The organism is Zobellella sp. An-6, from assembly GCF_052487945.1.
Genome location: NZ_CP199259.1, coordinates 4094379 through 4118465, shown reverse-complemented (window position 1 = coordinate 4118465; position 24087 = coordinate 4094379). Strand labels below are relative to the sequence as shown.

Genomic DNA, 24087 nt, shown 5'->3' with positions numbered 1-24087 from the left:
AGTAGGGTGCCTGCGCGGGGTGGCTACAACACCGCCTCTATGGCGGTTTTCAGTTTTTCGTCCTCCGGTTTGGTCAGGCTGGAAAACACCGCCGTGACCCGGCCTTCCCGATCGATCACGTACTTGTAGAAGTTCCAGCGCGGCGCCTTGCCGCTCTGGCGGGCGATCTCCCTGAAGATGGGGTGGGCGTCGCCGCCCCGCACCTTGATCGGCGCCACCATGTCGAAGGTCACCCCGAAGTTCACGTAGCAGACTTCCGCCGTCTTGGCCTGATCGTCGGCCTCCTGGCGGAAATCGTGGGACGGAAAACCCACCACCCTGAGTCCCTGCTCCCTGTAACGCCGGTGCAGCGCCTCCAGCCCCTCGAACTGGCCGGTAAAGCCGCAGAAGCTGGCGGTGTTCACCACCAGCAGCGGCTGGCCGGCGAACTGGCGCATGTCCACCGTCTCGTTCGAGTGCAGCCGGGGCAGCTGGTGTTCGAACAGGGCGGCGGTGTCCGGCTGGGCCGCGCTGGCCGTCTGGCACAGCAGCAGGCCGCACAGGCCGCCAAGCAATTTCTTCATTGGTTCTCTCCCTGATGGATTGATTAGTCTTGAACCCGGCTTCAGCTTGATGACTCAGTCCATTACCTGCTTTTTTGCCAGATATTGCCCTTTATCACCGCTGTTCAACCGCCGTTATCTACCGCTTAACTCCCGTCATCTACCGCTTAACTCCCGTCACCTACCGCTCAACTCCCGTCATCTCCGCGAAGGCGGAGATCCATAACAGATTGCATCGGACTCCCGCCTTCGCGGGAGTGACTGCAGAGAACGACGAAGCCTGGTCAGCAGTCTGTTGCCTTGAACCTGGTTTAAGGTTACAGCCACAAAGACCCTGGCGGATAAAAAATGCTTGCAACGGGGTGACGATGGGGATGAATTGTGATGTTATATTATAACTAAATGATTTGTTCTCATTCGTATCCATTGTTCAGGTAGCCCCCATGATGCCACTGCGATCTTCCTTCCTCGGTGCCGGCCTGCTGGCCGTTGCCGCTTCCACCCATGCCACCGAGGGTGTGCTCGACATCGTCGCACCCTGGGAAATCGGCAGCACCGACCCCGCCAAGGCCGGCTATGTCTATACCCGGCTGCAGATCGGCGAAACCCTGGTGGAGGTGGACAACCAGGGCCACCCCAAAGCCGGCCTGGCCGAGAGCTGGACGGTGTCCGACGACCAGCTGAGCTGGCGCTTCGCCCTGCGGCCGGGCGTGCGTTTCCACGACGGCAGCCCGCTTACCGCCGAGGTGGCGGCCAGGGCGCTGCAACTGGCCCTGGCCAAGCCCGGCATGCTGACCGAGGCGCCGATAGCGGCCATTACCGCCGAGGGCGACGAGCTGCAGATCCGCCTGAACAGCCCCTTCGCGCCGCTGCCGGCGCTGCTGGCCCACAGCTCCGCCCAGATACTGGCGCCCGCCTCCTACAACGAGACGGGCGAGGCCACCCAGGTGATCGGCACCGGCCCCTACCGTATCGAGCAGTTGCAGATACCGCAAAGGCTGACCGCCGCCGCCTTCAACGATTACTGGGGCGAGGCGCCCGCCATCGAACAGATCAGTTACCTGGCCGCCGGCCGGGGCGAGACCCGGGCGCTGATGGCGGAAAGCGGCGACGCCGATATCGTCTTCACCCTGGATCCGGCCAGCCAGGCCAGGCTGCAGCGCAGCAACCGGCTGAGTGTGCATTCCGAGCCCATCCCCCGCACCGTGACCCTCAAGGTGAACGCCGGCCACCCCTTCCTGGCCGAGCCCGAGGCGCGGCGGGCCCTGAGCCTGGCGCTGGACCGCACCGGCATGGCCGTGGCCCTGCTGCGCAACCCCGAGGCGGCGGCCGGCCAGCTGTTTCCGCCTTCTTTGACCGACTGGCACCTGAGCGAGGTGGCCGGCGCCGAGCGGGATCTGGAGCAGGCCAGGATCCTGCTGGCCGGCCTGGGCTGGCAGGCGGACGACAAGGGCATGCTCAGCCGCAACGGCGAACCCTTCAGGCTGACCCTGACCACCTTCGCCGATCGGCCGGAGCTGCCGCTGCTGGCCACCGCCATGCAGGATCAGCTGCGGGAACTGGGCGTGGAGCTGACGGTCAACGTGACCAACTCCAGCGAGATCCCCGCCGGCCACCGGGACGGCAGCCTGCAACTGGGGCTGATGGCGCGCAACTTCGCCCTGGTGCCGGATCCCCTCGGCACCCTGCTGCAGGACTTCGGCTCGGAAGGCGGCGACTGGGGCGCCATGAACTGGCATTCCCCGCGTCTGGGCGAGATTTTGCAACAACTGCTGGCACAAACCGACGGCGAGACCGTGGCCGGGCTGCGGCTGGAGGCCGCCGGCATACTGCATGAACAACTGCCGGTGATCCCGGTGGCCTGGTACCAGCAAACCGCCGCCGTCTCCGGCAAGGTGGAGGGCTTCAGCATAGATCCCTTCGAGCGCAGCTATCGGGTGAGCGAGATGAGGTGGGCCCAGTGATACCGGTATTGAGCTACCGGCTGATGCAGGCCGCCCTGGTGGCGCTGATGGTGGGGGTACTGACCTATATCCTCACCCACGCCCTGCCCGGGGACATGGCCTTTCGCATCGCCGCCGGCCGCTACGGCTACGACTATGTGAACGCGGCGGCCGCCGCTGCGGTGCGCGCCGAGCTGGGCCTGGATCTGCCCGCCTGGCAGGCCCTGGGCCACTGGCTGTGGGATCTGCTGCGGCTGGATCTGGGCCATTCCCTGGTGAGCGGCGAGGCGGTGATGGACGAACTGCGCCATCAGTTGGGCCATTCCTTCAAGCTGGCCGTGGCCGCCGTGGGGCTGTCGCTGCTGCTGGGCCCGCCGCTCGGCATCCTGGCCGGGCTCAGGCCCGGCGGCCGGCTCGACCGGCTGACCCTGCTGCTGGCGACCGTGCTGCGGGCCCTGCCCCAGTTCGTGATCGGCATCCTGCTGGTGATGTTGCTGGCGGTGCAGCTGGGCTGGCTGCCCGCCGCCGGCCACGGCAGCGCGGCCCACACCCTGCTGCCGGCGCTGACCCTGGCCCTGGGGCTGGCCGCCGTGGCCTGCCGGGTGAGCCGCAACGCCATGCAGGGGGTGGCCGGCTCCGCCTATTACGCCTTCGGCCGCACCAAGGGCCTGGGCGAGGGCCGGGTGTTCCTGCGCCACGGCCTGCGCAACGTGGCGGTGCCGGTGCTGGCCCACCAGGCCATGCAGCTGGTGTACCTGATCGAAGGCGTGGTGGTGGTGGAAACCCTGTTCGCCTGGCCTGGCATCGGCCACGCCCTGGTGCACGCCATAGTGGCGCGGGACGTCCCCATGATCCAGGGCACCGCCCTGGTGCTGGGGCTGATGTTCGTGCTGCTCAACGCCCTGGTGGACCTGCTGTGCCACCGTATCGACCCGAGAAGGAGGGAGGCATGACCCAAACCGCGACCCTGGCCGCCCCGGTCCCCGCCGCCGGCCGCCGCTTTCTGAGCGCCCGCCAGCGCCTGGGCGCCGCCCTGCTGCTGGCGCTGGCCCTGTTCGGCCTCGGCCTGCCGCTGCTGACCGAGCTGGATCCGGCCCGGCAAAATTACAGTCAAATCCTGGCCGCGCCCAGCCTGGCCGAACCCTTCGGCACCGATCACCTGGGCCGCAGCATGCTGGCGCGCATGAGTGCGGCGGTGCGGCTTTCCCTCGGCCTGTCCCTGCTCGGGGTGCTGACCGCCGCCGTGCCCGGCGTGCTGCTGGGCGTGCTCGCCGGCTGGCGCGGCGGCTGGCTGGACCGGGCCCTGGGCGTGCTGGCCGACACCCTGCTGGCCCTGCCCGGCCTGCTGCTGGTGTTGCTGCTGGTGGCCATAGCGCCGGGCAACTTCTGGACCCTGTACGTGGGCATCGCCCTGGTGCTGTGGATCGAATACTTCCGGGTGGTGCGCCTGACCACCCGCAGCCTGATGGCCTCGCCGCAAATCGAGGCCTCGCGCCTGCTCGGCTTCGGCCCCGGCTACATAGTGCGCCGCCACCTGTGGCCGGCGCTGGCGCCGGTGGTGCTGACCCTGGGCGCCTTCGGTGCCGCCACCGCCATCCTGGCCATCGCCGCCCTGGGCTTTGTCAGCGTGGGGCTGCGCCCGCCCACCGCCGAGCTGGGCCTGATGATGACCGAGCTGCTGCCCTATTACCACGAGGCACCCTGGGTGCTGCTGCAACCCATAGCGGCGGTGTTCCTGCTGGTGCTGGCCCTTAACCTGCTGGCGGGAGGCCGCAAACCATGACCGAACTGCTGAAAGCGGAACAACTGGCGGTGCCCGGCATAGTGCGGCCGCTGTCGTTCACCCTCAGGGCCGGCCGGCCGCTGACCCTGCTGGGGGAAACCGGCTCCGGCAAGAGCCTGATCGCCCAGGCCATTATGGGCAACCTGCCGGCGGCATTGCAGGCCCGGGGCCGGATCTGGCTGCGGGGCCAAGAGCTCAGCGGCCTGCCCGCCGCCGCCCGGCGCAAGCTGTGGGGCCGCGAGCTCGCCATGCTGCCTCAGGAGCCCTGGCTGGCGCTGGACCCGACCATGAAGGCGGTGGAGCAGGTGGCCGAAGGCTACCGCCATGTGGCGGGTGCCGACTGGGCCCGGGCCCGTAGCCAGGCCACGCAGGATCTGACCCGGCTCGGCCTGGGCCACGCCCTGCACCGGCTGCCCGGCCAGCTCTCGGGCGGCATGATGCAGCGGCTGGCCTTTGCCGCCGCCGGCACCGGCGGCGCCGATATCGTGATTGCCGACGAGCCCACCAAGGGCCTGGACGCGGGCAGCCGCGACCAGGTGACCGGCCTGCTCAAACAGGTGGCGGAGGCGGGCGGCGGCCTGCTGACCATCACCCACGACATCGCCGTGGCCCGCCAGCTGGGCGGCGAGGTGATGATAGTGCGGGGCGGCGAGGTGCTGGAGTCCGGCCCGGCGGAGCAGGTGCTGAAGGCGCCCGCCAGCGACTACGGCCGGGCCCTGCTGGCCGCCGAGCCCGATGCCTGGCCGGCACTGGCGCCCCTGAACGCGGGTGCCACCGTGCTGAAGGTGGACGGGCTGGCCAAGGAGCGGGGCGGCCGCGCCCTGTTCCGGGACATCTCGTTCGAACTGAACGCCGGCGAAATCATGGGGGTGGTGGGCCCCAGTGGCTGCGGCAAGAGCACCCTGGGCAGCATTTGCTTAGGGTTGCTGGAGCCGGACGCCGGCTCGGTGTGGCGCGACCCCGCCCTGGCCCGCACCCGCTACCAGAAGCTTTACCAGGATCCGCCCGCCGCCTTTGCGCCCTGGTGTAGCCTGGGCCAGAGCCTGAAGGATGTGGTGCAGCTGCACCAAAAGGACTGGGCCGAGGTGGAACGGCTGCTGCCCCGGCTGGGGCTCTCGCCCGACCTGCTGGCGCGCTCGCCCCGGGAGGTGTCGGGTGGCGAGCTGCAGCGGCTGGCGATTTTGCGCATCCTGCTGCTGGAGCCGGTGCTGCTGTTTGCCGACGAGCCCACCTCGCGGCTGGATCTGGTGACCCAGCAGCAGACCATCCGGCTGCTGACCGATCTGGCCCGGGAGCGGGGCTGCGCCCTGCTGCTGGTGAGCCACGAGGCGGCGCTGGTGAACAAGGTGGCGGACCGGGTGCTGACCCTGGGCTAGGGGGCCAAACGGAGAGGGAGCTGCTAGACTGCAAAAGCACTCCCCAAATGCTTGGCAAGGAGAAACCCCATGAAAAAACGCACCCCCGCCCTGGTTCTGCTTTCGCTGCTTACCCTGTCACTGTTGTCCGGCTGCAACACCATGCGTGGCGCCGGGCAGGACATCGAAGCGGGCGGCGAAGCCATTCAGCGCTCCACCTACTGAGTATCCCGGGCCAAGGGCCGGCCGCATCCGCGCCGGCCCTTTTTCGTTGCCCGCCGCCGCCCGGGATCCGGGCGGGCGTATTCTTCACTATCCTCAGGGCAGGTGGATCATGACAACGCCAGGGGAGGAGGCATGAACGCAAGCCAGGCGACCATCGGCCATCTCGGCGCACACCTGGCCGAACAGGGGCGGGAGCTGCGCCGGCTGGAAGGCGGAGGCGGCCGCTTGCTGACCCTGTTCAGCCTGCTGCTGGTGGCCCTGGGCTTGCTCACCGCCTTCAACGCCGCCCTGCTGTTCCACCCGGCCGGGCCCCTGGGCTGGATAGCCCTGGCGCTGTGCCTGCTGGCCTTTTTTACCCTGGCCTGCGGCTGGGGCCACGCCCTGCTGAGTTTTCGCCCGCCGGCGTCGGCGCCCGCCCCGCCGCTGGAGGCCGAGCTGGACGCCCTGCTGCACGGCGACGACCCGGCCCGCCTGGAACGGCTGCAAACCGAATACCGGCAGCTGGGGCGGGAGCTGGATCAGGCCATCGCCCTCAAGCGCCGCTTTTTCAACCACGCCTGCGACGAACTGGCCATCAGCGCCTGGCTGCTGGCGCTGTTCGGCCTGCTGCTGGTGTTCGGCCTGTAGCTACCACCAGCGGCGCAGCTTGAGCCAGACTCCCAGCGCCACCCCCAGCAGCAGGATGATCAGGCAGAAAACCCAGAAGGCGAGGGGATGATCGGCGCCCGGCATACCGCCCAGGTTGATGCCGAACAGGCCGGTGAGAAAGGTGGCGGGCAGGAACAACAGCGCCATCACCGAGATCTGGTAGGCGCGGCGGTTGGTGGCCTCGGTCATCAGGTTGCTGATCTCGTCGGCCAGCACGGCGGTGCGGGCCACGCCCGCATCCAGATCGTCCAGCCAGCGGCGCAGCCGGTCGGCGATGTCCTGCAGGCGGCGGCGGTCGTCCTCGTCCAGCCAGCCGATCTTCTCGTTGGCCAGCCGGGCCACCAGATCCCGCTGCGGCGACAGGTAGCGGCGGATCAGGATCAATTGCTTGCGGATGCGCCCCAGCCGGCCGTTGCCCGGCAGCTTGCGCTCCAGCACCGCTTCTTCCAGCTCCAGGATCTGATCGTGCAGCTCTTCCACGAACTCGCCGGCCCGGTCGGTGAGGGCGTCGCACATCTCCACCAGCCAGTCGCCCGGGTTGACCGGGCCGCCGCGGCGCTCGAGCCGGGCGAACAGGTCCTGCTCCGACAGCAGCGGCCGGCGCCGGCTGCTGATGATGAGCGAAGGCGTGATGTAGATACGCAGGGCCACCATCTCTTCCGGCCTGTGGCCCCGGTTGTGGTTGATGCCGCGCAGGATCAGCAGCAGGTTGTCGCCCTGGCGCACCAGCTTGGGCCGGCTGCTCTGGCCCAGCAGCGCCTCGCGGACGGCCTCGTCCAGCAGGGGGCTCTGCCTCAGCCAGCGGGCGGACTCGGGATCGCCGTAGTCCAGGTGCACCCAGGCGGGCCCGTCCGCCGGCAGCCCGGCCCCCGCCGCCAGCGGCCGCATGCCCCCGGCGCCGTCCAGCACCAGGCGATAAATACTGTTAACCGGCACCCGCTCCATCGTATTTCTCCCCCAAGTTCAGAACCACCAGCTTACACCAAGGCGGCCCAGGCCTCAGCCGGGGCTTGTTGAGTGAAATTTCGGCTCATGAAAATACCATAATTGCAATTGATTTTTGGTCGCATGGCGACAATACTTGGCTCAACTGGGTATGGCAGGGATACGCTTGGACCTGATAACAGCGGCGGGCGGTAGCGTACTTTTGCAGACTCAAGTGGCATCTTGTTTAGACCTTATTCACGCCCCTAAGCCGCAATAGGCGAGATAACCCTTATCGGACCTCCCGATAATCCCAACCTCTCGATAAAGATCTTTTCTATATCAGGCAGATAGCCGGCAGCCAAAGAGGCAATCGAGCCGGCTTGTTTTACTCCGGTATTGGCAGGCATTGGATGTAAGAAATATCAGTTTTATGTTTATGATCTGGCTATAAATGTTTAGCGATTTGGTCCGATGCGTGGAGGTGATCCGGGTCAATATATAATTGTTATGTGCCAAATTAACCTTGCCACGGGAGGAGAAAATGGCGAAAAAAATCATCTTTATCCACGGAAGAGCGCAAAAGCCATCTAAGCAGGCACTCAGGGATCTTTGGTTTAAGGCAGTTGCTCATGGACTGGAGCGAGATTTTGGTGTGAAAGGTAGGAAGCTATTCGATGGAGTTGCCAAAGATTTTGTTTACTATGGTGATTTGTCGAATGCGTTCCTAGATGTTCCTGAAGAGGATCCGAAGAGCAGGTACGATGCCTTAGAAACACTTAAGTCGTATTCGAAGTCACAGTTCAGTAAGTCTACTTACAAGAGAGTATCGAGAGCCGGATTTCTAAAGGAAGCGTTGGCTGACACCTTCTCCGCGGCTCTTGGTAAGTTGCATTTGGCGGAGTCACTAATCACATCTGTGGCGCCTGACATGGCTCATTATTGGAATGAAGAATCATATTTCGGAAGTGATGTCCGCAATCGATTGACGCCTGTGCTCCGATCGGCCTTCGATAACGAGGATGATTTGCTACTGGTGTCCCATAGCTTGGGAACAATGATCAGCTTCGATAACTTATGGAAGTTTTCGCACTATGGCGAATACAGACAAGAATACGGTGCGTCTAAAAAAGTCGACTTGTTCGTTACGCTCGGATCGCCGCTTGGGGATGAGAATGTGAGAGCACGTCTCAAAGGAAGCTCCAACAAGGGCTTTCGGAAGTATCCGACCAATATCAAGCGTTGGTGCAACATCGCGGCCGAAGACGATTACATTTCGCATGACAGCAAGATCCGAAATGACTACAAGGAGATGTTAAAACTCGGCATACTTGGTGGTGGTCTCAAGGACATCTATCCGATCTACAACCTCAATGTCAGAAATGGAAAGTCAAACCCACATTCTTCCATCGGTTACTTGATCCACCCAAAATTCTCAGAGCTAGTGCATGAATGGCTTGGCACATAACAAGGCCAATCAACATCGCATGGACCATCACTACGCTAGGCTGCTGTTGGCGGCGTTGGGCCTTGAAGAATCTAATTTCAGCAGGAGAATGAAATGGCCAAATACCGAGTAGAATCAACGTCTTTGAACTTGAGGTCACAGCCGGTTGTTGCTCCTTCCACCAAAATCGCAGTTCTTCATCACGGGCAATCCGTTGAAAAATTAGAGGTTGCATCCGATCCAGAGTGGTGGCGTGTCTCCGCTGTTATTAACGGCTTGTCGGTCACTGGTTTCGTAAATAGCTCCTACCTAACTGCAGCCAATGACTTCGTTGCCCCCTCAAGCACGAAAAAAATAGGGGCGGTTCACATGTCTACCAATCGGCTTATTCAAAGAGCATCGCCTAGTGGACGCGCATTCCCACTAAATGAATCAGAACAGCCGCAACGCACATCAAAAAATCTTGAAAAGGCTGCGGAACTTCGCAGCATCATTGACTGGCTTAGGGTTGAAGATAGCGCACGCTACAAGCCAAAGAGCGGAGAGACGTATTGCAATATTTACGCGTACGATTACTGCTATTTGGCGAATGTTTATCTGCCAAGGGTGTGGTGGACAAGCAAAGCGATATCAAAATTGCAAAAAGGCGAAAATGTTGTTCCGGTCTATGACCAAACGATTTTAGAGCTTAATGCAAATAGTCTCTACAACTGGATTTCTGAATACGGGAATGATTTTGGCTGGCGGCGCGTTGTCGATTTAACTGAACTTCAAAATGAAGCTAACTCAGGTTCCGTTTGCATCATGTCTGCGCGACGCAAAGAGCTTAATCGTCCTGGTCACATATGTGCTGTTGTACCTGAAACTATCGGACGCAATGCCGTCCGAAAAAATGGCGTTGTAACGTGTCCGTTGCAAAGTAATGCAGGCGCAACCAATTTTCGTTACGGTGGCAGTATCTGGTGGACATCCGAGAAATTTTCAGGCTTTAGTTTTTGGGTTCATGCATAGTCGGCCCAACAAGGCGCTAGTTGACGCTGGCATTTTTACTATGCGTTGGTTTTTGTGATTAAGATGGTATGCGGCAGCCTCGGTATTGCGTTGCTCACCCCTTAGCATAGCGTTAGGCCGGAGAATCCGGAATCATATTCCATACAGCCAGCTTGGAAAATTTAAATAACTATTCAAAATGGGGGTAGTATGAAGCTTCTGCAAGTTATCATGGTATCAATGTTGACCTTAGTAACCGGCTGCGCGCAAGTACCGAAAGAAGCTGTGGAGTTATCGGCAACGGTTGGTCGAGATTTAGCTGAAATGCGGAAGTCACATACAGCGCTTGTCAAAATTTATTACGAAGGGCTCATAAAAAATGTGAATCAATTCGTAGATAATGTTTATTTACCATATCAAATTCAGAGAGCGCTATCTGATGATGCAATAAAAAAAGACATGCTTACTTCAATTGAAGCAGCTAGCATGGAAGATGTTACCGGTAAAAAACAGAAAGATGCATACCAAAAGTTACAATATTTTCATCTTATAATCCATGAGGAAGTAGATAGTTATCGAAAGACAAAACTGTCCCCTATTAACGAACAATACAAATCAGTTCTTAACGGTATTAATGAATCATATGAGAAAATTCATTACGCAAATTCAATAGTTACTGGTCATTTGGCATCAATTGTAAAGGTCCATGATGCTCAAAATGAAATACTTGAAAAATTGGACCTTAAAGATCTCAGAACAAAAGTAGGAGTAGATGTAGTAAATATATCTGATGAAATTGCAGGGATAACTTATGAAGCAAAAGAAAATGATAGTGATTTAGAAGAAATCATTGCTAAGTTTGAAGAGCTTGTTAAAATCGTAAGATAACTTCCAATTTAATGAGGTGAAGACATGACCCCAGAAGAGTTCAAAGAAAGAATGCGTCGAAAAATGATTGAGAACAGAGAGGCATTTGATGGTAAATACAAAAATGAGCTTCAGGCTTTGATGGGACTATCAAAGTCAGAAATTGATGCTATCACTCCGTGGACTACTGATATTGAAACTTATGACGCACTAATAACCATTGTAAAAGAGGCGTCAAGAGTTAATCTCGCTCAGGCTCAATTAAAAAAACGTATTGAAGAACTCGGAGTTGTTGCAATTAAGATTGCAGAAAAGGTGCCTGGATTAGTGTAATGAAGAGAAATTTTATATGACTCCTCAATTGTGGATAGCTGTAGGATTTACAGCACTACTGATCGTTTTTCTTATGATAACATTTTTTATAAAGGACACCTCTAGCGCAACGCAGTATAAAACTTTGAGGTTTCTGACGTCTTTTTGTGGCGGTGTCGCGGGAATATTTTTTGCGGGGGAAGCCCTAATATCCTATTCAAAAGGAATGGCGGATGGAACTAAGCTAACTTTATCTGGGACTGCTGGGTTTGCTGTGTTTTTTATTCTTTGGCTTACGTATGGGCATCGACCAGATGATAATGCACCTCCTAATATTAAAATGAGCTTTCCGGCTGGGTGGACTTTCGAACAGTGTGCTAAGGCGATAGGGAAATCCCAAAACTCACCCATTACTTTTAGTTCTTTTAGTCAAGAGCAACTAGATTTCAAGTTACCTCAAATGGATATAAATGCAGAAGATATTAATCAGGCACTTAATCAATTAAAGCATTATATTGATGGTACATTTAGCTACACTATTCTACAAAACGATGGGGTCTATACTATTAAAGTTATAGAAGGGTGATAGGTATGCCAGTCAGAAATATTTGCCAATGTGACTTACCTCCAGGCGGGCAAGCTATATGTGAGCCACACCAGCTAGCAGTATGCTCTGTATCAAATGGAGTTGCCAACAAACAATGCATAGATCCTCCATCTACAACTAATGCTTTTGTCTTGTGTAATTGGGCTATATCTTCGGTGGCGGGAGTATTGCGCAATCCTATCGACCCAATTAGTTCTAGCGAACTCCAAATGCTAGCGAGTGGCCAATGTTTTATCGGAAATCAGACGATAAATTTTAGTTTTCCGCCCTCTATAAAAATCGCATTAGCCCAACTAAATAAAAAAGGGCAAGAGGATGGTCAGTTTCTGGAGCAAGATTAGCCTAACAAAGCCATGCAGCATCAAACAGCTAAACCGCTGCGTACTTTGTCTTCCCCTGCTGGCGGCGTTAGGCACATAAACACATCAAGGGAGAATAGAAAAATGACTATAAAAGTAGAGGAATTTATCAATCCTAAATCAATGTTGACTCCTGGGGGAATGGCAGCGGTGGTTGCAACAGCTTCTGGAGCGGCGTTTTCAATGTTCGATTTATCATTGCCTCTTTCGTTGTTATTATTTAGCTTAATTTTTACTGGAGTTGTATTTCACAGCAAAGAGTTTACTGATGGAAGCATTGGGGTGTTTAGTAAGGGTTTCTACTATTTACTTAATGCAATAATAATTTTCGCTATGGCAACTGGGACACATGCTGTATTAGATAAAGAAAAGGGAGGGCTAACTTTAGAGTTAAATTTAATAAATAGCGTTTATGCCGAATCACTTGGTGATGATTTGCCAGCGTTAAAACAGAAAAAACCATTATTCTATGACTGGACCAGGGCGGGATCATACTTTGTTAATGAAATTTGAACGGGTGGATCGTCTGTGATCTAATCAGCACCTCTTGCCGAAGGAGCCTGACCATGACCCTGATAGAACACCTTACCCTTGTTGAAGAAACCCGTTCAGATATCAACCAAAAGCATGACCTGGTGGACGTCATGTTCCTGGTTATCAGCGCCATCATGGCCGGTGCTGAAGGTTGGCAAGACATTGAAACCTATGGCGATGCCAAAGCCGACTGGTTGCGTCGGTACCGCCCCTTTACTCATGGCATTCCGCGTCGGCATACCATTGCACGCATTCTCCGCTGCATAGTGATTGAATCCTTGCTGGAGGCCTTGCTGAACTGGGTCAATGAACATCGCACCCATCACGGCAAGCCCATTATTGCCTTCGACGGCAAGGTGTTGCGCGGCTCCTACCGCAACAACGCCGCTCAGGCGGTGCAGCTGGTCACGGCTTACGATACCGAAAACGGCCTGGTGTTGAGTCAAAAAGCCACCCCGTCCAAGAAGGGAGAAATCGCGACGGTTCGGGACATGCTGGATATGCTCAACCTCAACGGCGCCGTGGTGACCCTGGATGCGCTGCACTGTCAGCGGGAGACCCTGGAAAAAATCCAGGACAAAAAAGCCCATGTCGTGGTGCAGGTTAAACACAATCAGCCCACGCTACGCAAAGCCGTCCAGTCTCAGTTCCAGACGGTCTTCGACGCCCGCAAAGAGAAAGTGGTCGTTGAGCACAAGGAAACCGGTCATGGTCGCAAGGAAGAGCGCTATGTCTTTCAATTAAAAGCAAAACTACCTGCAGAGCTAGCAGAAAAATGGCCGACTATCCGCAGTATCATCGCCGTGGAACGGCACCGCACCATCGATGGCAAAGGGACGGTGGATACCTCTTACTATGTCAGCTCCATGTCGCCCAAGCATAAGCTGTTGGGGCACTACATCCGTCAGCATTGGCGGATAGAAAACAGTCAGCATTACGTTCTGGATGTGGTGTTCAATGAAGATGCCTCCCGGATTGCCACTGGTGACGCAGTCGAAAACATGGCGCTGTTCCGGCGGTTCGTGATGAACATCCTCAAGCAGAGCGAATGTGGTTCACCGAGTCAGCGCAACAAGCTGAAGCGAGCCAGTTGGAACGACGATTATCGGGCTCAATTATTCTTTGGTTAAATTTACAGCAAAGTGTGCTCCCGCCCTGATGACTGGACACAGAGTAAAGACGATTTAGCGGTCGCCGTTCCACAGGATGATGTATTGATTTATCAAGCCACTCAAGATCAAAGTGGCCTAAAGGCTTGGTTAGCAGATAAAGGAATTTTACAGCCAGACTATAAAATAATGCTTCAAATAGATGAAAGCAAACTTCCTGAACGTGCAATATCAGTTAAATGGGCGCTTCCACGGGACCAGTTCGGATCAGGACCTGTAGTTACAACAAATAGAGATGAAAATTTTCAAATTAAAATTGATGCATGGAAAAGCTTTAACTTAGAAGCTGAAGTAGAACTAGAATCAGGTGAAAAAATGAAAATCTACAATAATATTAATCCTGGCATGGCTGTAGTGAAGTGAGAGTTTATGCCTAACAAACAACTGCATCGGAACAAGCCGGTGAATGCGGCGTTAACCATCCCTCCAAGCGGGCCCTTCGGGGCCCGTTTGGCATCCGTATATCTGCAATACTCAATAACAGCCCACCTTAAGGGAGTCTTGTATGCACCCCTGGTTTGCCTTGTTGCTTTGCCTGCTCTGCGCCGGTTGCGGTGCGGCCGGCGGGGGGCGGCCGTTGCCGGCGTCGCTGGAACAGGGTGTGCCCCTTTACCTGGTCAACCATGGCCTGCATGTCGGGCTGGTGGTGCCGGCGGCGGGGCTGGAGCGGCGGCTGCCGGGGCTGGAGGAGTATTTCCCCGGGGCCTTGTTGTACGAGGTGGGCTGGGGCGACCGGGTCTTTTACCAGACCGAGGGCGCGGGCTCCGGCCTGGCGCTGCGGGCCCTGCTCTGGCCCACGGCCAGCGTGGTGCATCTGGTGCCCCTGTCCGGGCCGGTAGAGCGGTATTTTACCGAGCTGGAGCGGGTCGAACTGCGGGTGTCGCCGGCCGGGCTGGAGCGGCTGCTGGACCGGGTGGCGGCCTCCTTCGCGCGCAACGGCGAGGGCCGTCCGCGGTATGCGGGGGCGGGGCTCTACGGCAACGGCGGTTTTTTCGAGTCCGGCGAGCGCTACCACCTCTTTTATACCTGCAACACCTGGGTGGCCCGGCGTCTGGGCGACGCCGGCGTGCCCATGCGCCCGGCCCTGGCCCTTACCGCCGGCGGCCTGATGCGCCAGGCCGGGGCGGCAGCGGCCACTTACCGGTGCTGCGTCGCGTCCGGCGTTTAACAGGCGCAGCCCGGGTCGGTGTCGCCCTGGCCGGGTTTGGTCAGGGCGAAGCCTTCGTCCCGCCAGCCGAGCAGGCCGCCGATCATCTCCTTCACCGGGTAACCCAGGCTCGCCAGCCGCACGGCGGCCCGGTTGGCGCCGTTGCAGTGGGGCCCGGCGCAATACACCACGAACAGGCTGTCGTGGGGGTAGGCCGCCAGGGTGTCGGCGCTCAGCTGCCGGTGGGGAATGTTGACGGCGCCCGGCACATGGCCCAAGGCGAAGGCGGCGGGGCCGCGCACGTCCACCAGGATGAAGTCGGCCTCGCCCGCCTGCAGGCTGGCGTGCACGTCCGAACAGTCGGTCTCGAAGCTCAGGCGTTGGCTAAAGTGGCGCAGGGCCTCGGCGGCGGGGGCGGCGGCAATGGTGCTGACCAGGCTTGGCATAGTGTGCTCCTTGTGGGGGTGAATACCGGGCCACTGTAACCCGCGCGGCGGGAGTGCTACAGTGGCGAACAAGACAGCTACCGGTAGTTTTCCGCCAATGCATGCAACCCCCGGCCTGGTGGCCATTCTGGCCTACGACGGCCTCTGCACCTTCGAGTTCGGCATCGCCGTCGAAATCTTCGGGCTGCCGCGCCCGGAGTTCGATTTTCCCTGGTACGAGCACCGCATCGTGGCGGTGGAGCCGGGCCCGCTGCGGGCCATGGGCGGCATCCGGGTGCTGGCGGAGGCGGACCTGCCATCGCTGGCCGAGGCCCGCACCATCATAGTGCCGGGCTGGCGCAGCCGCAGCGAGCCGCCCCCGGCCGGGCTGGTGCAGGCGCTGCGGCTCGCCCACGGGCGGGGCGCGCGCATTCTTTCCATCTGCTCCGGGGTGTTCGTGCTGGCCGCCGCCGGCCTGCTCGACGGGCGCCGCGCCACCACCCACTGGCGCTACGCGCAGGAGCTGGCGGCGCGTTTTCCGCTGATCGAGGTGGATCCGGAGGTGCTCTACGTGGATGCCGGCCAACTGATCACCTCGGCCGGCAGCGCGGCGGGCATCGATGCCTGCCTGCACCTGGTGGCGCGGGACTTCGGCACCCAGGTGGCCAACAGCGTGGCCCGGCGGCTGGTCACGCCGCCCCAGCGCACCGGCGGCCAGGCCCAGTTTATTCCGGCCCCGGTCAGCCGCACCCCGCGCAACGACCTGTCGCGGGTCATGCAGTGGGCGCGGGAGCGGCTGGAGCAGCCGCTGGCGGTGCGCCAGCTGGCCGAACGGGCGGCCATGAGCGAGCGCACCTTTCTGCGCCGCTTTACCGAGGCCACCGGCATGGCGCCCAAGGCCTGGCTGCAGCACGAGCGCCTGGCCCGGGCGCGGGAACTGCTGGAAAGCACCGGGCTCGGCAGCGAGCGCATCGCCGAGCTGTGCGGCTACCGCTCGGCGGAGAGCTTTCGGGTGGCCTTTCGCGCCCGGGTCGGCCTGCCGCCCTCGGTATACCGGGAGCGCTTCGGCCGGGGCGGGCCGCCGTCGGCGGAGTAGCGGGCCCGGGTGGTTATCCGCGGGGCGTGCAGGGGCTATGATGAACGTATTCCCGTTCCCTCTTCACAGGCGGCATCATGCGACACGGCTCCTGGCATCCGGATATGGACGAAACCCCGTTCAATATCCGCACCCTCAACACCCTGCTGCCCTACCTGCTGGACTACAAGGGCCGCATCGCCCTGGCCCTGGGCTGCCTGGTGGCGGCCAAGCTGGCCAGCGTGGGCCTGCCCTTTCTGCTCAAATACGCGGTGGACGCCATGGACGCCGCCGCCAACCCGGTGCTGGTGCTGCCGCTCGGGCTGCTGCTGGCCTACGGCGCTGCGCGCCTCGCCAACGTGCTGTTCGGTGAAATCCGCGACGCCCTGTTCGGCCGGGTCACCGAGCGGGCCATGCGCCGCATCGGCCTCGGGGTGTTCAACCACCTGCACCGGCTGGAGCTGGACTTTCACCTCAACCGCAGCACCGGCGGCCTGTCGCGGGACATAGAGCGGGGCGTGACCGGGGTGGGCTTTCTGCTGCGCTTCATGGTGTTCAACATCGTGCCCACCCTGCTGGAAATCGGCCTGGTGGTGGGGCTGTTGCTGCTCAACTACCCGGCCTGGTTTGCGCTCATCACCCTGGTGGCGGTGGTGCTGTACGTGGCCTGGTCGGTGCTGGCCACCGACTGGCGCACCGGCTATGTGCGCGCCGCCAACAAGGCTGACTCGCAAACCCACTCCCGGGCGGTGGACAGCCTGCTCAACTTCGAAACGGTCAAATACTTCAACAACGAGGGCTTCGAGGCCGAGCGTTACGACCGGGATCTGGCCGAGTGGGAAGAGGCCCGGCGCAAGAACCGGCTGACCCTGTTCGCGCTCAACGGCGGCCAGGCGCTGATCATCGCCCTGGCGATGACCGCCATGATGGTGTTGGCCGGCCACCATGTGGTGCAGGGCAGCATGACCCTGGGCGACTTCGTGCTGATCAACGCCTTTATGATGCAGCTGTTTATGCCGCTCAACTTTCTGGGCTTCGTCTACCGGGAGATGAAGGGGTCGCTCGCCAATATCGAGCGCATGTTCGCGCTGCTGCGCCGGGAGCCCGGCATCCAGGACGCGCCGGGCGCGCCCGAACTGCGGGTGTCGCGGGGCGAGATCGAATTCCGCGGGGTGGGCTTCGGTTACCGGCCGGACCGGCAGATACTGGACGGGGTGAGCTTTACCCTGCGGCCCCGGCAAAAGCTGGCGGTGGTGGGGGCCAGCGGCTCGGGCAAGTCGACCCTGGTCAAGCTGCTGTTCCGCTTCTATGACGTGGACCGGGGCGCCATCCTGATCGACGGCCAGGACATCCGCACCGTCAGCCAGGCCTCGCTGCGCCGGGCCATCGGCATAGTGCCGCAGGACACGGTGCTGTTCAACGCCTCCATCTACGACAACGTCCGCTACGGCCGTATCGACGCCGGCGAGGAAGAGGTGAACGAGGCCATCCGCCTGGCGCACCTGGACGGCTTTATCGCCAAACTGCCGGAAGGGGGCAACACCCTGGTGGGCGAGCGCGGGCTCAAGCTCAGCGGCGGCGAAAAGCAGCGGGTGGCCATCGCCCGCACCATCCTCAAGCGGCCGCCGATACTGGTGTTCGACGAGGCCACCTCGTCGCTCGACAGCCGCGCCGAGCAAAGCATTCTGCAGGCCATCCGCGAAGTGTCCCGCGGCCAGAGCAGCCTGGTCATCGCCCACCGGCTGTCCACCATAGTGGACGCCGACCATATCCTGGTGATGCAGGACGGCCGCATCATCGAGCAGGGCACCCACGCCGCCTTGCTGGCCCAGGGCGGCAGCTACGCCCATATGTGGCGGCTCCAGCAGCAACAGCGGCAGCGGGAGGCGGCGATCGGGCTGGCCGGCTGAGGAGGCAGCATGCACTACTTCGCCTACGGCTCCAACATGTCGCTGGCGCGGCTGCGCGCCAGGGTGCCGGGCGCCCGCCCGCTGGGCCGCTTCCGGCTCGCCGGGCACCGGCTCTGCTTCCACAAGGTGGGGCGGGACGGCTCGGGCAAGTGCGACGCCGTCGAAACCGGAAACCCGGCGGACGGGGTCCACGGCGTGGTGTTCGCGCTCCCGCCTGGGGGCAAGGCGCGGCTGGACGAGGTGGAAGGGCGGGGGCAAGGGTACGGCGACAAATGGGTGTGGGTCGAGGACGCCGGCGGCCGGCGGTTGCGCGCCTTTACCTACTACGCCACCCGCCGTGATCCCGGCCTGCGCCCCTACTGCTGGTATCTGCACCATGTGCTGGTGGGGGCCCGGGAGGCGGCGCTGCCGGCGGACTATATCGGTGCCCTCGAGGCGGTCGCGTGCCGGCCGGATCCGGATCCCGGCCGGAACGCCGAGGAAGGCGCCATCTACCGATGAGGGACGGGGCATGAAGGTGTTGGTGAATATCGACGTGGCGGATCTGGAGCTGGCCATCGCCTTCTACCAGGCGGCCTTGCCGCTGCGGTTGTCGCGCCGGCTGTTCGGGGATCAGGTGGCCGAGCTGGACGGGGCCGGGGTCCGCCTCTACCTGCTTGAGCAGCCGGCCGGCAGCCCGGCCGGGGGCGAGCGCCGCCGCTACCGGCGGCACTGGACTCCGGTGCACCTGGACTTCGTGGTGGACGACATCGAGCGGGCGGTCCGCCGGGCCAGGGCGGCCGGCGCCCGTCAGGAAAGTCCCCTCCGGCACTTTTCCTGGGGCCGGCTGGTCACCCTGAGCGACCCCTTCGGCAACGGTTTCTGCCTGGTGCAGTTTATCGGCGGGCCCTACCAGGAGCCCGCCGTCGCTATGCCGTGACTATGCCGCCAACCAGGCGCTCAGTCGGCGGTGCCGGCCGGCAGGAATGCATCCTGGCGGGCGCGCCGCCAGCGCAGCAGGTCGATCAGCAGGAACAGCAGCAGGCTGGCGCCCAGCACCGGCAGGCACCAGCCCAGGGTGGCGGCCAGCGCCAGGCTGGCGGCGCGGGCGGCCGGGCCCAGCCGTTGCCAGGCTTGCAGCAGGGGTTGCAGGCTGCCGGGCGCCGGGCGCCGCCGCCACCACATCAGGTAGCCCAGCACTATCATGCACGACAGCGCCACGCCGAAGGCGGCCAGCAGCAGCTGGTTGGCCAGGCCGAACAGTATGCCCATGTGGGCATCGATGCCCCAGCGGATCAGCTTGGCCACCAGCGGAAACTCGGCGAAGTCGGCACGGCTGGTCACCTGCAGCGAGGCGGGATCGATGGCGAGGGTGTCGACCTGGGTGGGCCAGGCGCGGTCCACTTCGCGCACCAGCCAGGCGGTATCGGCGCTGCCGGCGGGGCGGATCTCGATGAGGTCGGCGTCGATGCCCGCCGCCCGGGCCGTGGCCAGTATCCGATCGAACAGGGCCGGATCGGCCAGCCCGGTCGCGCCGGCGGCGGGTGCCGGGCCATGGCCGTGATGGTGTCCGGCGTGGGCGTCGGCGGGCGCGGCCAGGGTGGCGGTGTTCAGCTGCGTCGACACCGACGGCGTCACCCAGCCCATGGTGGTGCGCAGGGTGCCGATACGGTCTCCGGCCCACTTCGACCAGGTCAGGCCGGTGGCGGAGAAGAACAGCAGGCCGAGGAGGATCCACAGCCCGGTCAGGCCGTGCAGCCGGCGCAGCCGCATGGTGGAGCCGCGGCTTGCGGCCGCCTTGCTTGGGCGGGCGCCCAGCAGCCAGAGCGCCATGCCGCCGAGGGCGGCCACCCACAGCCAGGACGCCGCCAGCTCACTGTAGTGGCGGCCAAACTCCCCCAGCATCAGGTTGCGGTGCAGGTAGTCGAGGGTGATGCGAAACGGCAGTATGCCGCTGGTGCCGTACACCGTGAGCTCGCCCTTGATGGCGAGGGTGACGGGGTCGACAAACACGGCGTGGCTTTCGGACTCGCCGAGGCCGGGCCGGCTGAACATCACCCGGGTGGTGCTCCCGGCTTGCGGCGCGGGGCGCACGGCAAACAGCCGGTCGTCCTCCCCGGCCAGGGCCCGGGCGGCGGCGATCTGCTCGGCCAGGGAGTGCGGGGTGCCGGTGGCTTCTGCGGTCAGCTGATCGGCGTAAAGCCGCGCCTCCAGCTGGGGGCTGAGCACATAGAGGGTCCCGGTGAGGGCGGCCACCAGGATAAAGGGCCCCACCAGCAGGCCGATGTAAAAGTGCAGGCGGGTGAGCAAGGCGATCAGGGCGCCTTTGGTGGTTTTGAGTGTTGTTGTCGACATCATGTCTTCCTGTTTGGGCGCGCGCCTGCTTCTCGGGCGCACGCGGGCGCGAGCCGGGCACGCATCGGCGGCCGGCTCGCGGTGTTGGCTGTCGGGCTGGCCCCGGCGGGCCGGCAATGGTGATGGTGACCGGCTCAGCCGGGCGGCGCCCGCGCCTGGAAGGGGGGATGGGGAAGAGCAGGGAGGATGGCCGGGGGCGGCAGCGGGGGCTGTGCCCGGCCCGGATGGGCCGCCGCCACGGCGGCGTGCCGTTCCGGCCCCAGCCAGGGCAACTGGCCCAACAGGGTGCAGTAGCCGCACAGTTCGTGGGCCATGCCATGGCCGCCATGGTGCGGCGCCGCGGGCTGGGTCGGGGCGGGGTGGTGCCCCTGGTGGGCGCCATGGTGCGCTGCCGTGGGCTGGGTCGGGGCAGGGGAGTGTCCTTGGTGGCCGCCATGGAGGTTGTGGTGCCGGGCCAGGGCCTGGGAAGCCAGGGGCGCCAGGTAGAGCAGCAGGGTCGCCAGCAGGCCCAGCCAGGCGGCAAGGCGCTGGCGGTGATCGGGCTGATGATGGCGGGCGGCGTCCAATCCGTGGGCTCTCCTCTGTAGCAGGCGGCCATTCTAAAGACCCTTTTGCCGTTGCGCCACCGCTACCTGACCGGCCCTGGCCGGCCCTGGCCGGCGGCGGGGCTGTACACCGGTCGATTATGGCGCTAAATAAGAGGCTTGGTGTTATCAAGAGATCCAATGGCCGAGGGGCGACATGGCGCGGTTGGACAGGGTGCGCATCGTTATCGACTTAGAGGCCGGCCATGGGGGCCGGCCGGTGGCGGTCATCGGCCGCAGTGAGGGCTGACTTCATGCATATCGGCCATGCGACCCTGTTCGTGCTGCTGTTTTTCGGGCTGCTCAGTGTGCTGACCTGGCTGGGGCTGCTGCCCGGCTGGCTGCCGTTGCTCTACCTGGGCCTGAGCCTGGTGACCTACGGGGTCTATGCCTGGGACAAGTCGGCGGCCCGCCAGCAGCAGTGGCGGGTGCGGGAAAGCACCCTGCAGCTGCTGGCGCTGGCGGGCGGCTGGCCCGGGGCCCTGCTGGCCCAGCAGCGGCTCAGGCACAAGTCGCGCAAGCGCTCCTTCCGGCTGAGGTTCTGGCTGGCGGTGGCCACCAACCTTGGCGGTCTGCTCTGGCTGCTGTCGGTCTCGGACGCCTTGGCTACACTGATAACCGGGAGGTAAACCACTATGCAACCAAGGATCAGCATGATCACCCTGGGCGTGCGCGACCTGGCCCGCGCCGTGGCCTTTTACCGGGCGCTCGGCCTGCCGCAGCTGGACTCGCCGCCCACGGTGGCCTTTTTCAATCTCAACGGCAGCTGGCTGGGGCTCTACGGCCGCGAGGCCCTGGCCGAGGACGCGGGCGTGCCCGCGGAGGGCAGTGGTTTCGCCGGTTTCAGCCTGGCCCACAACGTCTCTTCGCCGGCGGCGGTGGATGCCCTGCTGGCCGAGGCGGTGGCCGCCGGCGCCACCCTGATCAAGCCCGGGCAGGCGGTGTTCTGGGGTGGTTATTCCGGCTACTTCGCCGATCCGGACGGCCACCTGTGGGAGGTGGCGCACAACCCCTTTATGTGGGTGGGCCCGCCGGATACGGAGGCGGCCTGAAAACAAATCCATGTTTATCCGGATATTTCTCTGTTTGCGTCGTGGTTTGATGCTCGTCACCTCCGCGAAGGCGGAGGTCCATGACAGTTTGCACCAGGCTTCCGCCTTCACGGAGTGACGACAGAAAAATCCGAAGGTTTGCCAGCAGTCTGCAACGCCACCCGCGGGTGCCGTTTTTGCTTCAGCTGGCCAGCTCTATCTTGCGGTAGTCGATGCGGTTGGCCTTGGGCGAGCCGGCGATGGCCAGCACGGTGTCGCGCTGCTTGAGGACGATGTAGCCACCGCAGGCGAAGAACAGGCCGATGACCAGGGCGCCGACCCACTGGATCTGCAGGAAGTCGAGCCGGAACAGCAGGGTCAGGGCGCACAGGGCCACCAGGTTGCCGAGGAAATAGCGCGTCTTGCCCAGCCGGGCCACGCTGAGGTTGAGATTGTCGGTGTACAGCCGGATCAATGAATCCAGCGAGTTCACCACCATGGTGATGCCCACCACCACCATGGCCCAGTTGTAGAAGCCCTCCGTGCTCAGGCCGTGGTCGTGGAAGTAGTAGAGCACGCCGAACCAGGTGGCGATGGCGACGGACGGAAACGCCAGCATGGCCGCCAGCAACTGCCAGGTGCGCAGGCCGCCGACGAAACGGGCGGTGAACTGACCGATCATGATGCTCCAGGAGAACCACCAGAACAGGTAGAACTCGTGGTAGTCGTTGATGGGCAGCACGAAGCGGTGGATGTTGCCGAAGTAATCGCCCACCAGCGCCAGGGTGCCGGCGAACTCGCCGATGCCGCCGTTGCCGATAAAGGCGCCGCCCCACATCAGGGCGATCAGGCCGATGAACAGCCAGCTGGTGCCCAGGCTCAGGATCTTCACGTAGCGCAGGCTGGTGCTGGAGTAGACCGAGGCGGCGATCACCAGCAGCACGATCAGGTAGAAGCCGGCCACTATGGTCTCGCCGTCGCCCAGGCCGGGCAGGTACCAGGGCAGGTTGCTCAGCAACAGGAAGGCGGTGAAGGCGCAGGTGCCGATGATCACCAGGTTGTTGATGAACTTGACCGGCGGCAGCTCGAAAAAGCCGACCCGGGGCTCGATCACGCAGAAATAGAAGCAGGTGAGGAAGTAGAAACCCCAGATCAGAAAGCCCCAGAAACCGAACTCGATGGCCAGCGGGTTGGCAAAGCCGTATTCCGGGCTGGCGGCGAGATCCGCGTAGCCGGCGAACTCGGTGAGCGGGAACATGATCAGCCCCACGTCCAGCCCCGAGGTGAACAGGATGGCGATAAAGGTGAAGGTGCGCACCGGGGTGACGCCGATGCAGCGGATATTGCCCCACTTGAACAGGATCAGCGCGATGGCGGCGAAGGTGAACAGGATACCTGCAGACAACAGAGCGGTCATGCCTCAACCCCTCCGTGCATTTCCCTATTGATAACAGACACTGGTACTTCTCCTTTGGTTGAACCACACAAGGAGCAGTCCGCTTGCGCACCATTGCTGGCAGAGTCGGAATATCCGGAGGCTGGCCGGTACCGCACGCCGACACGCTATAAACACATCCCTGTACACTCCGCCGCTTCGTCCATGAAGCGGAGGGTCGGCTTAGCGGTACCGGCCATCCTCCTCGTTCGTGCTCCGAGCAACAATGTGAGACGCAAGTCAGGCCTTAAGTATCGCGGGGCCGGTACCGGTTGCGATAGTTAAAGTCTGAAAGGACGCTCTACACCATGCTCAATCAGGCCACAGGGCGGCCGGGCCACCGGGTCTTTTTTGCTGATTGAACATTCAATAAAAACAAGACTAAAGGTTAGGGTCGAAACAATCAAGTCTGCCGGCGGCTTTGTTGCTGAATGATCCCCT

27 protein-coding genes are annotated in these 24087 nt (G+C 61.8%); 21 read left to right on the top strand and 6 right to left on the bottom strand.

Annotated elements, in window-relative coordinates; translation table 11 throughout:
- Positions 1-23: 23 nt before the first annotated feature.
- Positions 24-563 (bottom strand): glutathione peroxidase, encoded by a 540-nt coding sequence (locus ACT7DK_RS19365; RefSeq protein WP_445402050.1) that lies wholly within the window; start codon positions 561-563, stop codon positions 24-26.
- A gap of 422 nt (positions 564-985) precedes the next feature.
- On the opposite strand from ACT7DK_RS19365, the gene ACT7DK_RS19360 reads away from it, so the two are divergent.
- From ACT7DK_RS19360 to ACT7DK_RS19335, 6 genes are all read left to right on the top strand, one after another.
- Positions 986-2506, top strand: coding sequence for an ABC transporter substrate-binding protein (locus ACT7DK_RS19360; protein WP_445402048.1), 1521 nt, complete (start codon positions 986-988; stop codon positions 2504-2506).
- The gene (locus ACT7DK_RS19355) at positions 2503-3438 is read left to right on the top strand and encodes an ABC transporter permease (RefSeq protein WP_445402046.1); all 936 of its coding nucleotides are present in this window, start codon (positions 2503-2505) and stop codon (positions 3436-3438) included. Before ACT7DK_RS19360 ends, ACT7DK_RS19355 begins: the two co-directional genes overlap by 4 nt.
- Positions 3435-4268 carry an ABC transporter permease gene (locus tag ACT7DK_RS19350; RefSeq protein ID WP_445402044.1) on the top strand — a complete coding sequence of 278 codons (834 nt, stop codon included), beginning with the start codon at positions 3435-3437 and terminating at the stop codon, positions 4266-4268. The genes ACT7DK_RS19355 and ACT7DK_RS19350 overlap by 4 nt, the downstream gene beginning before the upstream one ends.
- The gene (locus tag ACT7DK_RS19345) at positions 4265-5644 is read left to right on the top strand and encodes an ABC transporter ATP-binding protein (RefSeq protein WP_445402042.1); all 1380 of its coding nucleotides are present in this window, start codon (positions 4265-4267) and stop codon (positions 5642-5644) included. The genes ACT7DK_RS19350 and ACT7DK_RS19345 overlap by 4 nt, the downstream gene beginning before the upstream one ends.
- Before the next feature lie 69 nt (positions 5645-5713).
- On the top strand, positions 5714-5848 hold the full coding sequence (locus ACT7DK_RS19340) for an entericidin A/B family lipoprotein (RefSeq protein WP_445402040.1): 135 nt from the start codon (positions 5714-5716) through the stop codon (positions 5846-5848).
- A gap of 132 nt (positions 5849-5980) precedes the next feature.
- Positions 5981-6475, top strand: a complete 495-nt coding sequence (locus ACT7DK_RS19335; RefSeq protein WP_445402038.1) for a hypothetical protein — start codon at positions 5981-5983, stop codon at positions 6473-6475.
- On the opposite strand, the gene zntB is transcribed toward ACT7DK_RS19335, so the two are convergent.
- Positions 6476-7441, bottom strand: coding sequence for a zinc transporter ZntB (zntB, locus tag ACT7DK_RS19330; RefSeq protein WP_445402036.1), 966 nt, complete (start codon positions 7439-7441; stop codon positions 6476-6478).
- 523 nt (positions 7442-7964) lie between these two features.
- On the opposite strand from zntB, the gene ACT7DK_RS19325 reads away from it, so the two are divergent.
- The 9 genes from ACT7DK_RS19325 (at position 7965) to ACT7DK_RS19285 (ending at position 14873) form a co-directional block, all read left to right on the top strand.
- The gene (locus ACT7DK_RS19325) at positions 7965-8888 is read left to right on the top strand and encodes a hypothetical protein (RefSeq protein WP_445402034.1); all 924 of its coding nucleotides are present in this window, start codon (positions 7965-7967) and stop codon (positions 8886-8888) included.
- Positions 8889-8981: 93 nt separating this feature from the next.
- Positions 8982-9878 carry a hypothetical protein gene (locus ACT7DK_RS19320; protein ID WP_445402032.1) on the top strand — a complete coding sequence of 299 codons (897 nt, stop codon included), beginning with the start codon at positions 8982-8984 and terminating at the stop codon, positions 9876-9878.
- A 189-nt stretch (positions 9879-10067) separates the two neighbouring features.
- Positions 10068-10745, top strand: a complete 678-nt coding sequence (locus tag ACT7DK_RS19315; protein ID WP_445402030.1) for a hypothetical protein — start codon at positions 10068-10070, stop codon at positions 10743-10745.
- 24 nt (positions 10746-10769) lie between these two features.
- The gene (locus tag ACT7DK_RS19310; RefSeq protein WP_445402028.1) at positions 10770-11057 is read left to right on the top strand and encodes a hypothetical protein; all 288 of its coding nucleotides are present in this window, start codon (positions 10770-10772) and stop codon (positions 11055-11057) included.
- Between the two features lie 16 nt (positions 11058-11073).
- Positions 11074-11622, top strand: coding sequence for a hypothetical protein (locus ACT7DK_RS19305; protein ID WP_445402026.1), 549 nt, complete (start codon positions 11074-11076; stop codon positions 11620-11622).
- A 464-nt stretch (positions 11623-12086) separates the two neighbouring features.
- Positions 12087-12515 carry a hypothetical protein gene (locus ACT7DK_RS19300; RefSeq protein WP_445402024.1) on the top strand — a complete coding sequence of 143 codons (429 nt, stop codon included), beginning with the start codon at positions 12087-12089 and terminating at the stop codon, positions 12513-12515.
- Positions 12516-12568: 53 nt separating this feature from the next.
- A complete protein-coding gene (locus ACT7DK_RS19295) occupies positions 12569-13666 on the top strand; it encodes an ISAs1 family transposase (RefSeq protein ID WP_445398281.1) in 1098 nt (365 codons plus the stop codon).
- Positions 13667-13750: 84 nt separating this feature from the next.
- A complete protein-coding gene (locus ACT7DK_RS19290) occupies positions 13751-14068 on the top strand; it encodes a pYEATS domain-containing protein (RefSeq protein ID WP_445402022.1) in 318 nt (105 codons plus the stop codon).
- A gap of 142 nt (positions 14069-14210) precedes the next feature.
- Positions 14211-14873: a DUF2459 domain-containing protein gene (locus ACT7DK_RS19285; RefSeq protein ID WP_445402020.1), complete on the top strand. Its 663-nt coding sequence runs from the start codon at positions 14211-14213 to the stop codon at positions 14871-14873.
- Here the strand turns inward: ACT7DK_RS19285 and ACT7DK_RS19280 are convergent.
- Complete coding sequence (locus ACT7DK_RS19280) at positions 14870-15298, bottom strand: rhodanese-like domain-containing protein (RefSeq protein WP_445402018.1); 429 nt, start codon at positions 15296-15298, stop codon at positions 14870-14872. The genes ACT7DK_RS19285 and ACT7DK_RS19280 overlap by 4 nt on opposite strands.
- 97 nt (positions 15299-15395) lie before the next feature.
- Here ACT7DK_RS19280 and ftrA point away from each other — a divergent pair, with 97 nt between their 5' ends.
- The 4 genes from ftrA to ACT7DK_RS19260 all read left to right on the top strand — a co-directional run bounded on the left by ftrA (position 15396) and on the right by ACT7DK_RS19260 (position 19181).
- A complete protein-coding gene (ftrA, locus tag ACT7DK_RS19275; protein ID WP_445402016.1) occupies positions 15396-16373 on the top strand; it encodes a transcriptional regulator FtrA in 978 nt (325 codons plus the stop codon).
- 104 nt (positions 16374-16477) lie between these two features.
- Positions 16478-18262, top strand: coding sequence for an ABCB family ABC transporter ATP-binding protein/permease (locus ACT7DK_RS19270; RefSeq protein WP_445402014.1), 1785 nt, complete (start codon positions 16478-16480; stop codon positions 18260-18262).
- Positions 18263-18271: 9 nt separating this feature from the next.
- Positions 18272-18763 (top strand): gamma-glutamylcyclotransferase family protein, encoded by a 492-nt coding sequence (locus tag ACT7DK_RS19265; RefSeq protein WP_445402012.1) that lies wholly within the window; start codon positions 18272-18274, stop codon positions 18761-18763.
- 10 nt (positions 18764-18773) lie between these two features.
- Positions 18774-19181, top strand: coding sequence for a VOC family protein (locus tag ACT7DK_RS19260; protein WP_445402010.1), 408 nt, complete (start codon positions 18774-18776; stop codon positions 19179-19181).
- Positions 19182-19201: 20 nt separating this feature from the next.
- Here the strand turns inward: ACT7DK_RS19260 and ACT7DK_RS19255 are convergent, their stop codons facing one another.
- Both ACT7DK_RS19255 and ACT7DK_RS19250 read right to left on the bottom strand, forming a co-directional pair.
- Positions 19202-20596: a PepSY-associated TM helix domain-containing protein gene (locus ACT7DK_RS19255; RefSeq protein WP_445402008.1), complete on the bottom strand. Its 1395-nt coding sequence runs from the start codon at positions 20594-20596 to the stop codon at positions 19202-19204.
- A 134-nt stretch (positions 20597-20730) separates the two neighbouring features.
- A complete protein-coding gene (locus ACT7DK_RS19250) occupies positions 20731-21162 on the bottom strand; it encodes a DUF2946 family protein (protein WP_445402007.1) in 432 nt (143 codons plus the stop codon).
- Positions 21163-21434: 272 nt separating this feature from the next.
- Here ACT7DK_RS19250 and ACT7DK_RS19245 point away from each other — a divergent pair, with 272 nt between their 5' ends.
- Complete coding sequence (locus ACT7DK_RS19245; RefSeq protein WP_445402005.1) at positions 21435-21809, top strand: DUF1294 domain-containing protein; 375 nt, start codon at positions 21435-21437, stop codon at positions 21807-21809.
- Positions 21810-21815: 6 nt separating this feature from the next.
- Positions 21816-22232 carry a VOC family protein gene (locus ACT7DK_RS19240; RefSeq protein ID WP_445402003.1) on the top strand — a complete coding sequence of 139 codons (417 nt, stop codon included), beginning with the start codon at positions 21816-21818 and terminating at the stop codon, positions 22230-22232.
- Positions 22233-22413: 181 nt separating this feature from the next.
- Here the strand turns inward: ACT7DK_RS19240 and ACT7DK_RS19235 are convergent, their stop codons facing one another.
- Positions 22414-23628 carry a BCCT family transporter gene (locus ACT7DK_RS19235; protein ID WP_445402001.1) on the bottom strand — a complete coding sequence of 405 codons (1215 nt, stop codon included), beginning with the start codon at positions 23626-23628 and terminating at the stop codon, positions 22414-22416.
- Positions 23629-24087 lie beyond the last annotated feature (459 nt).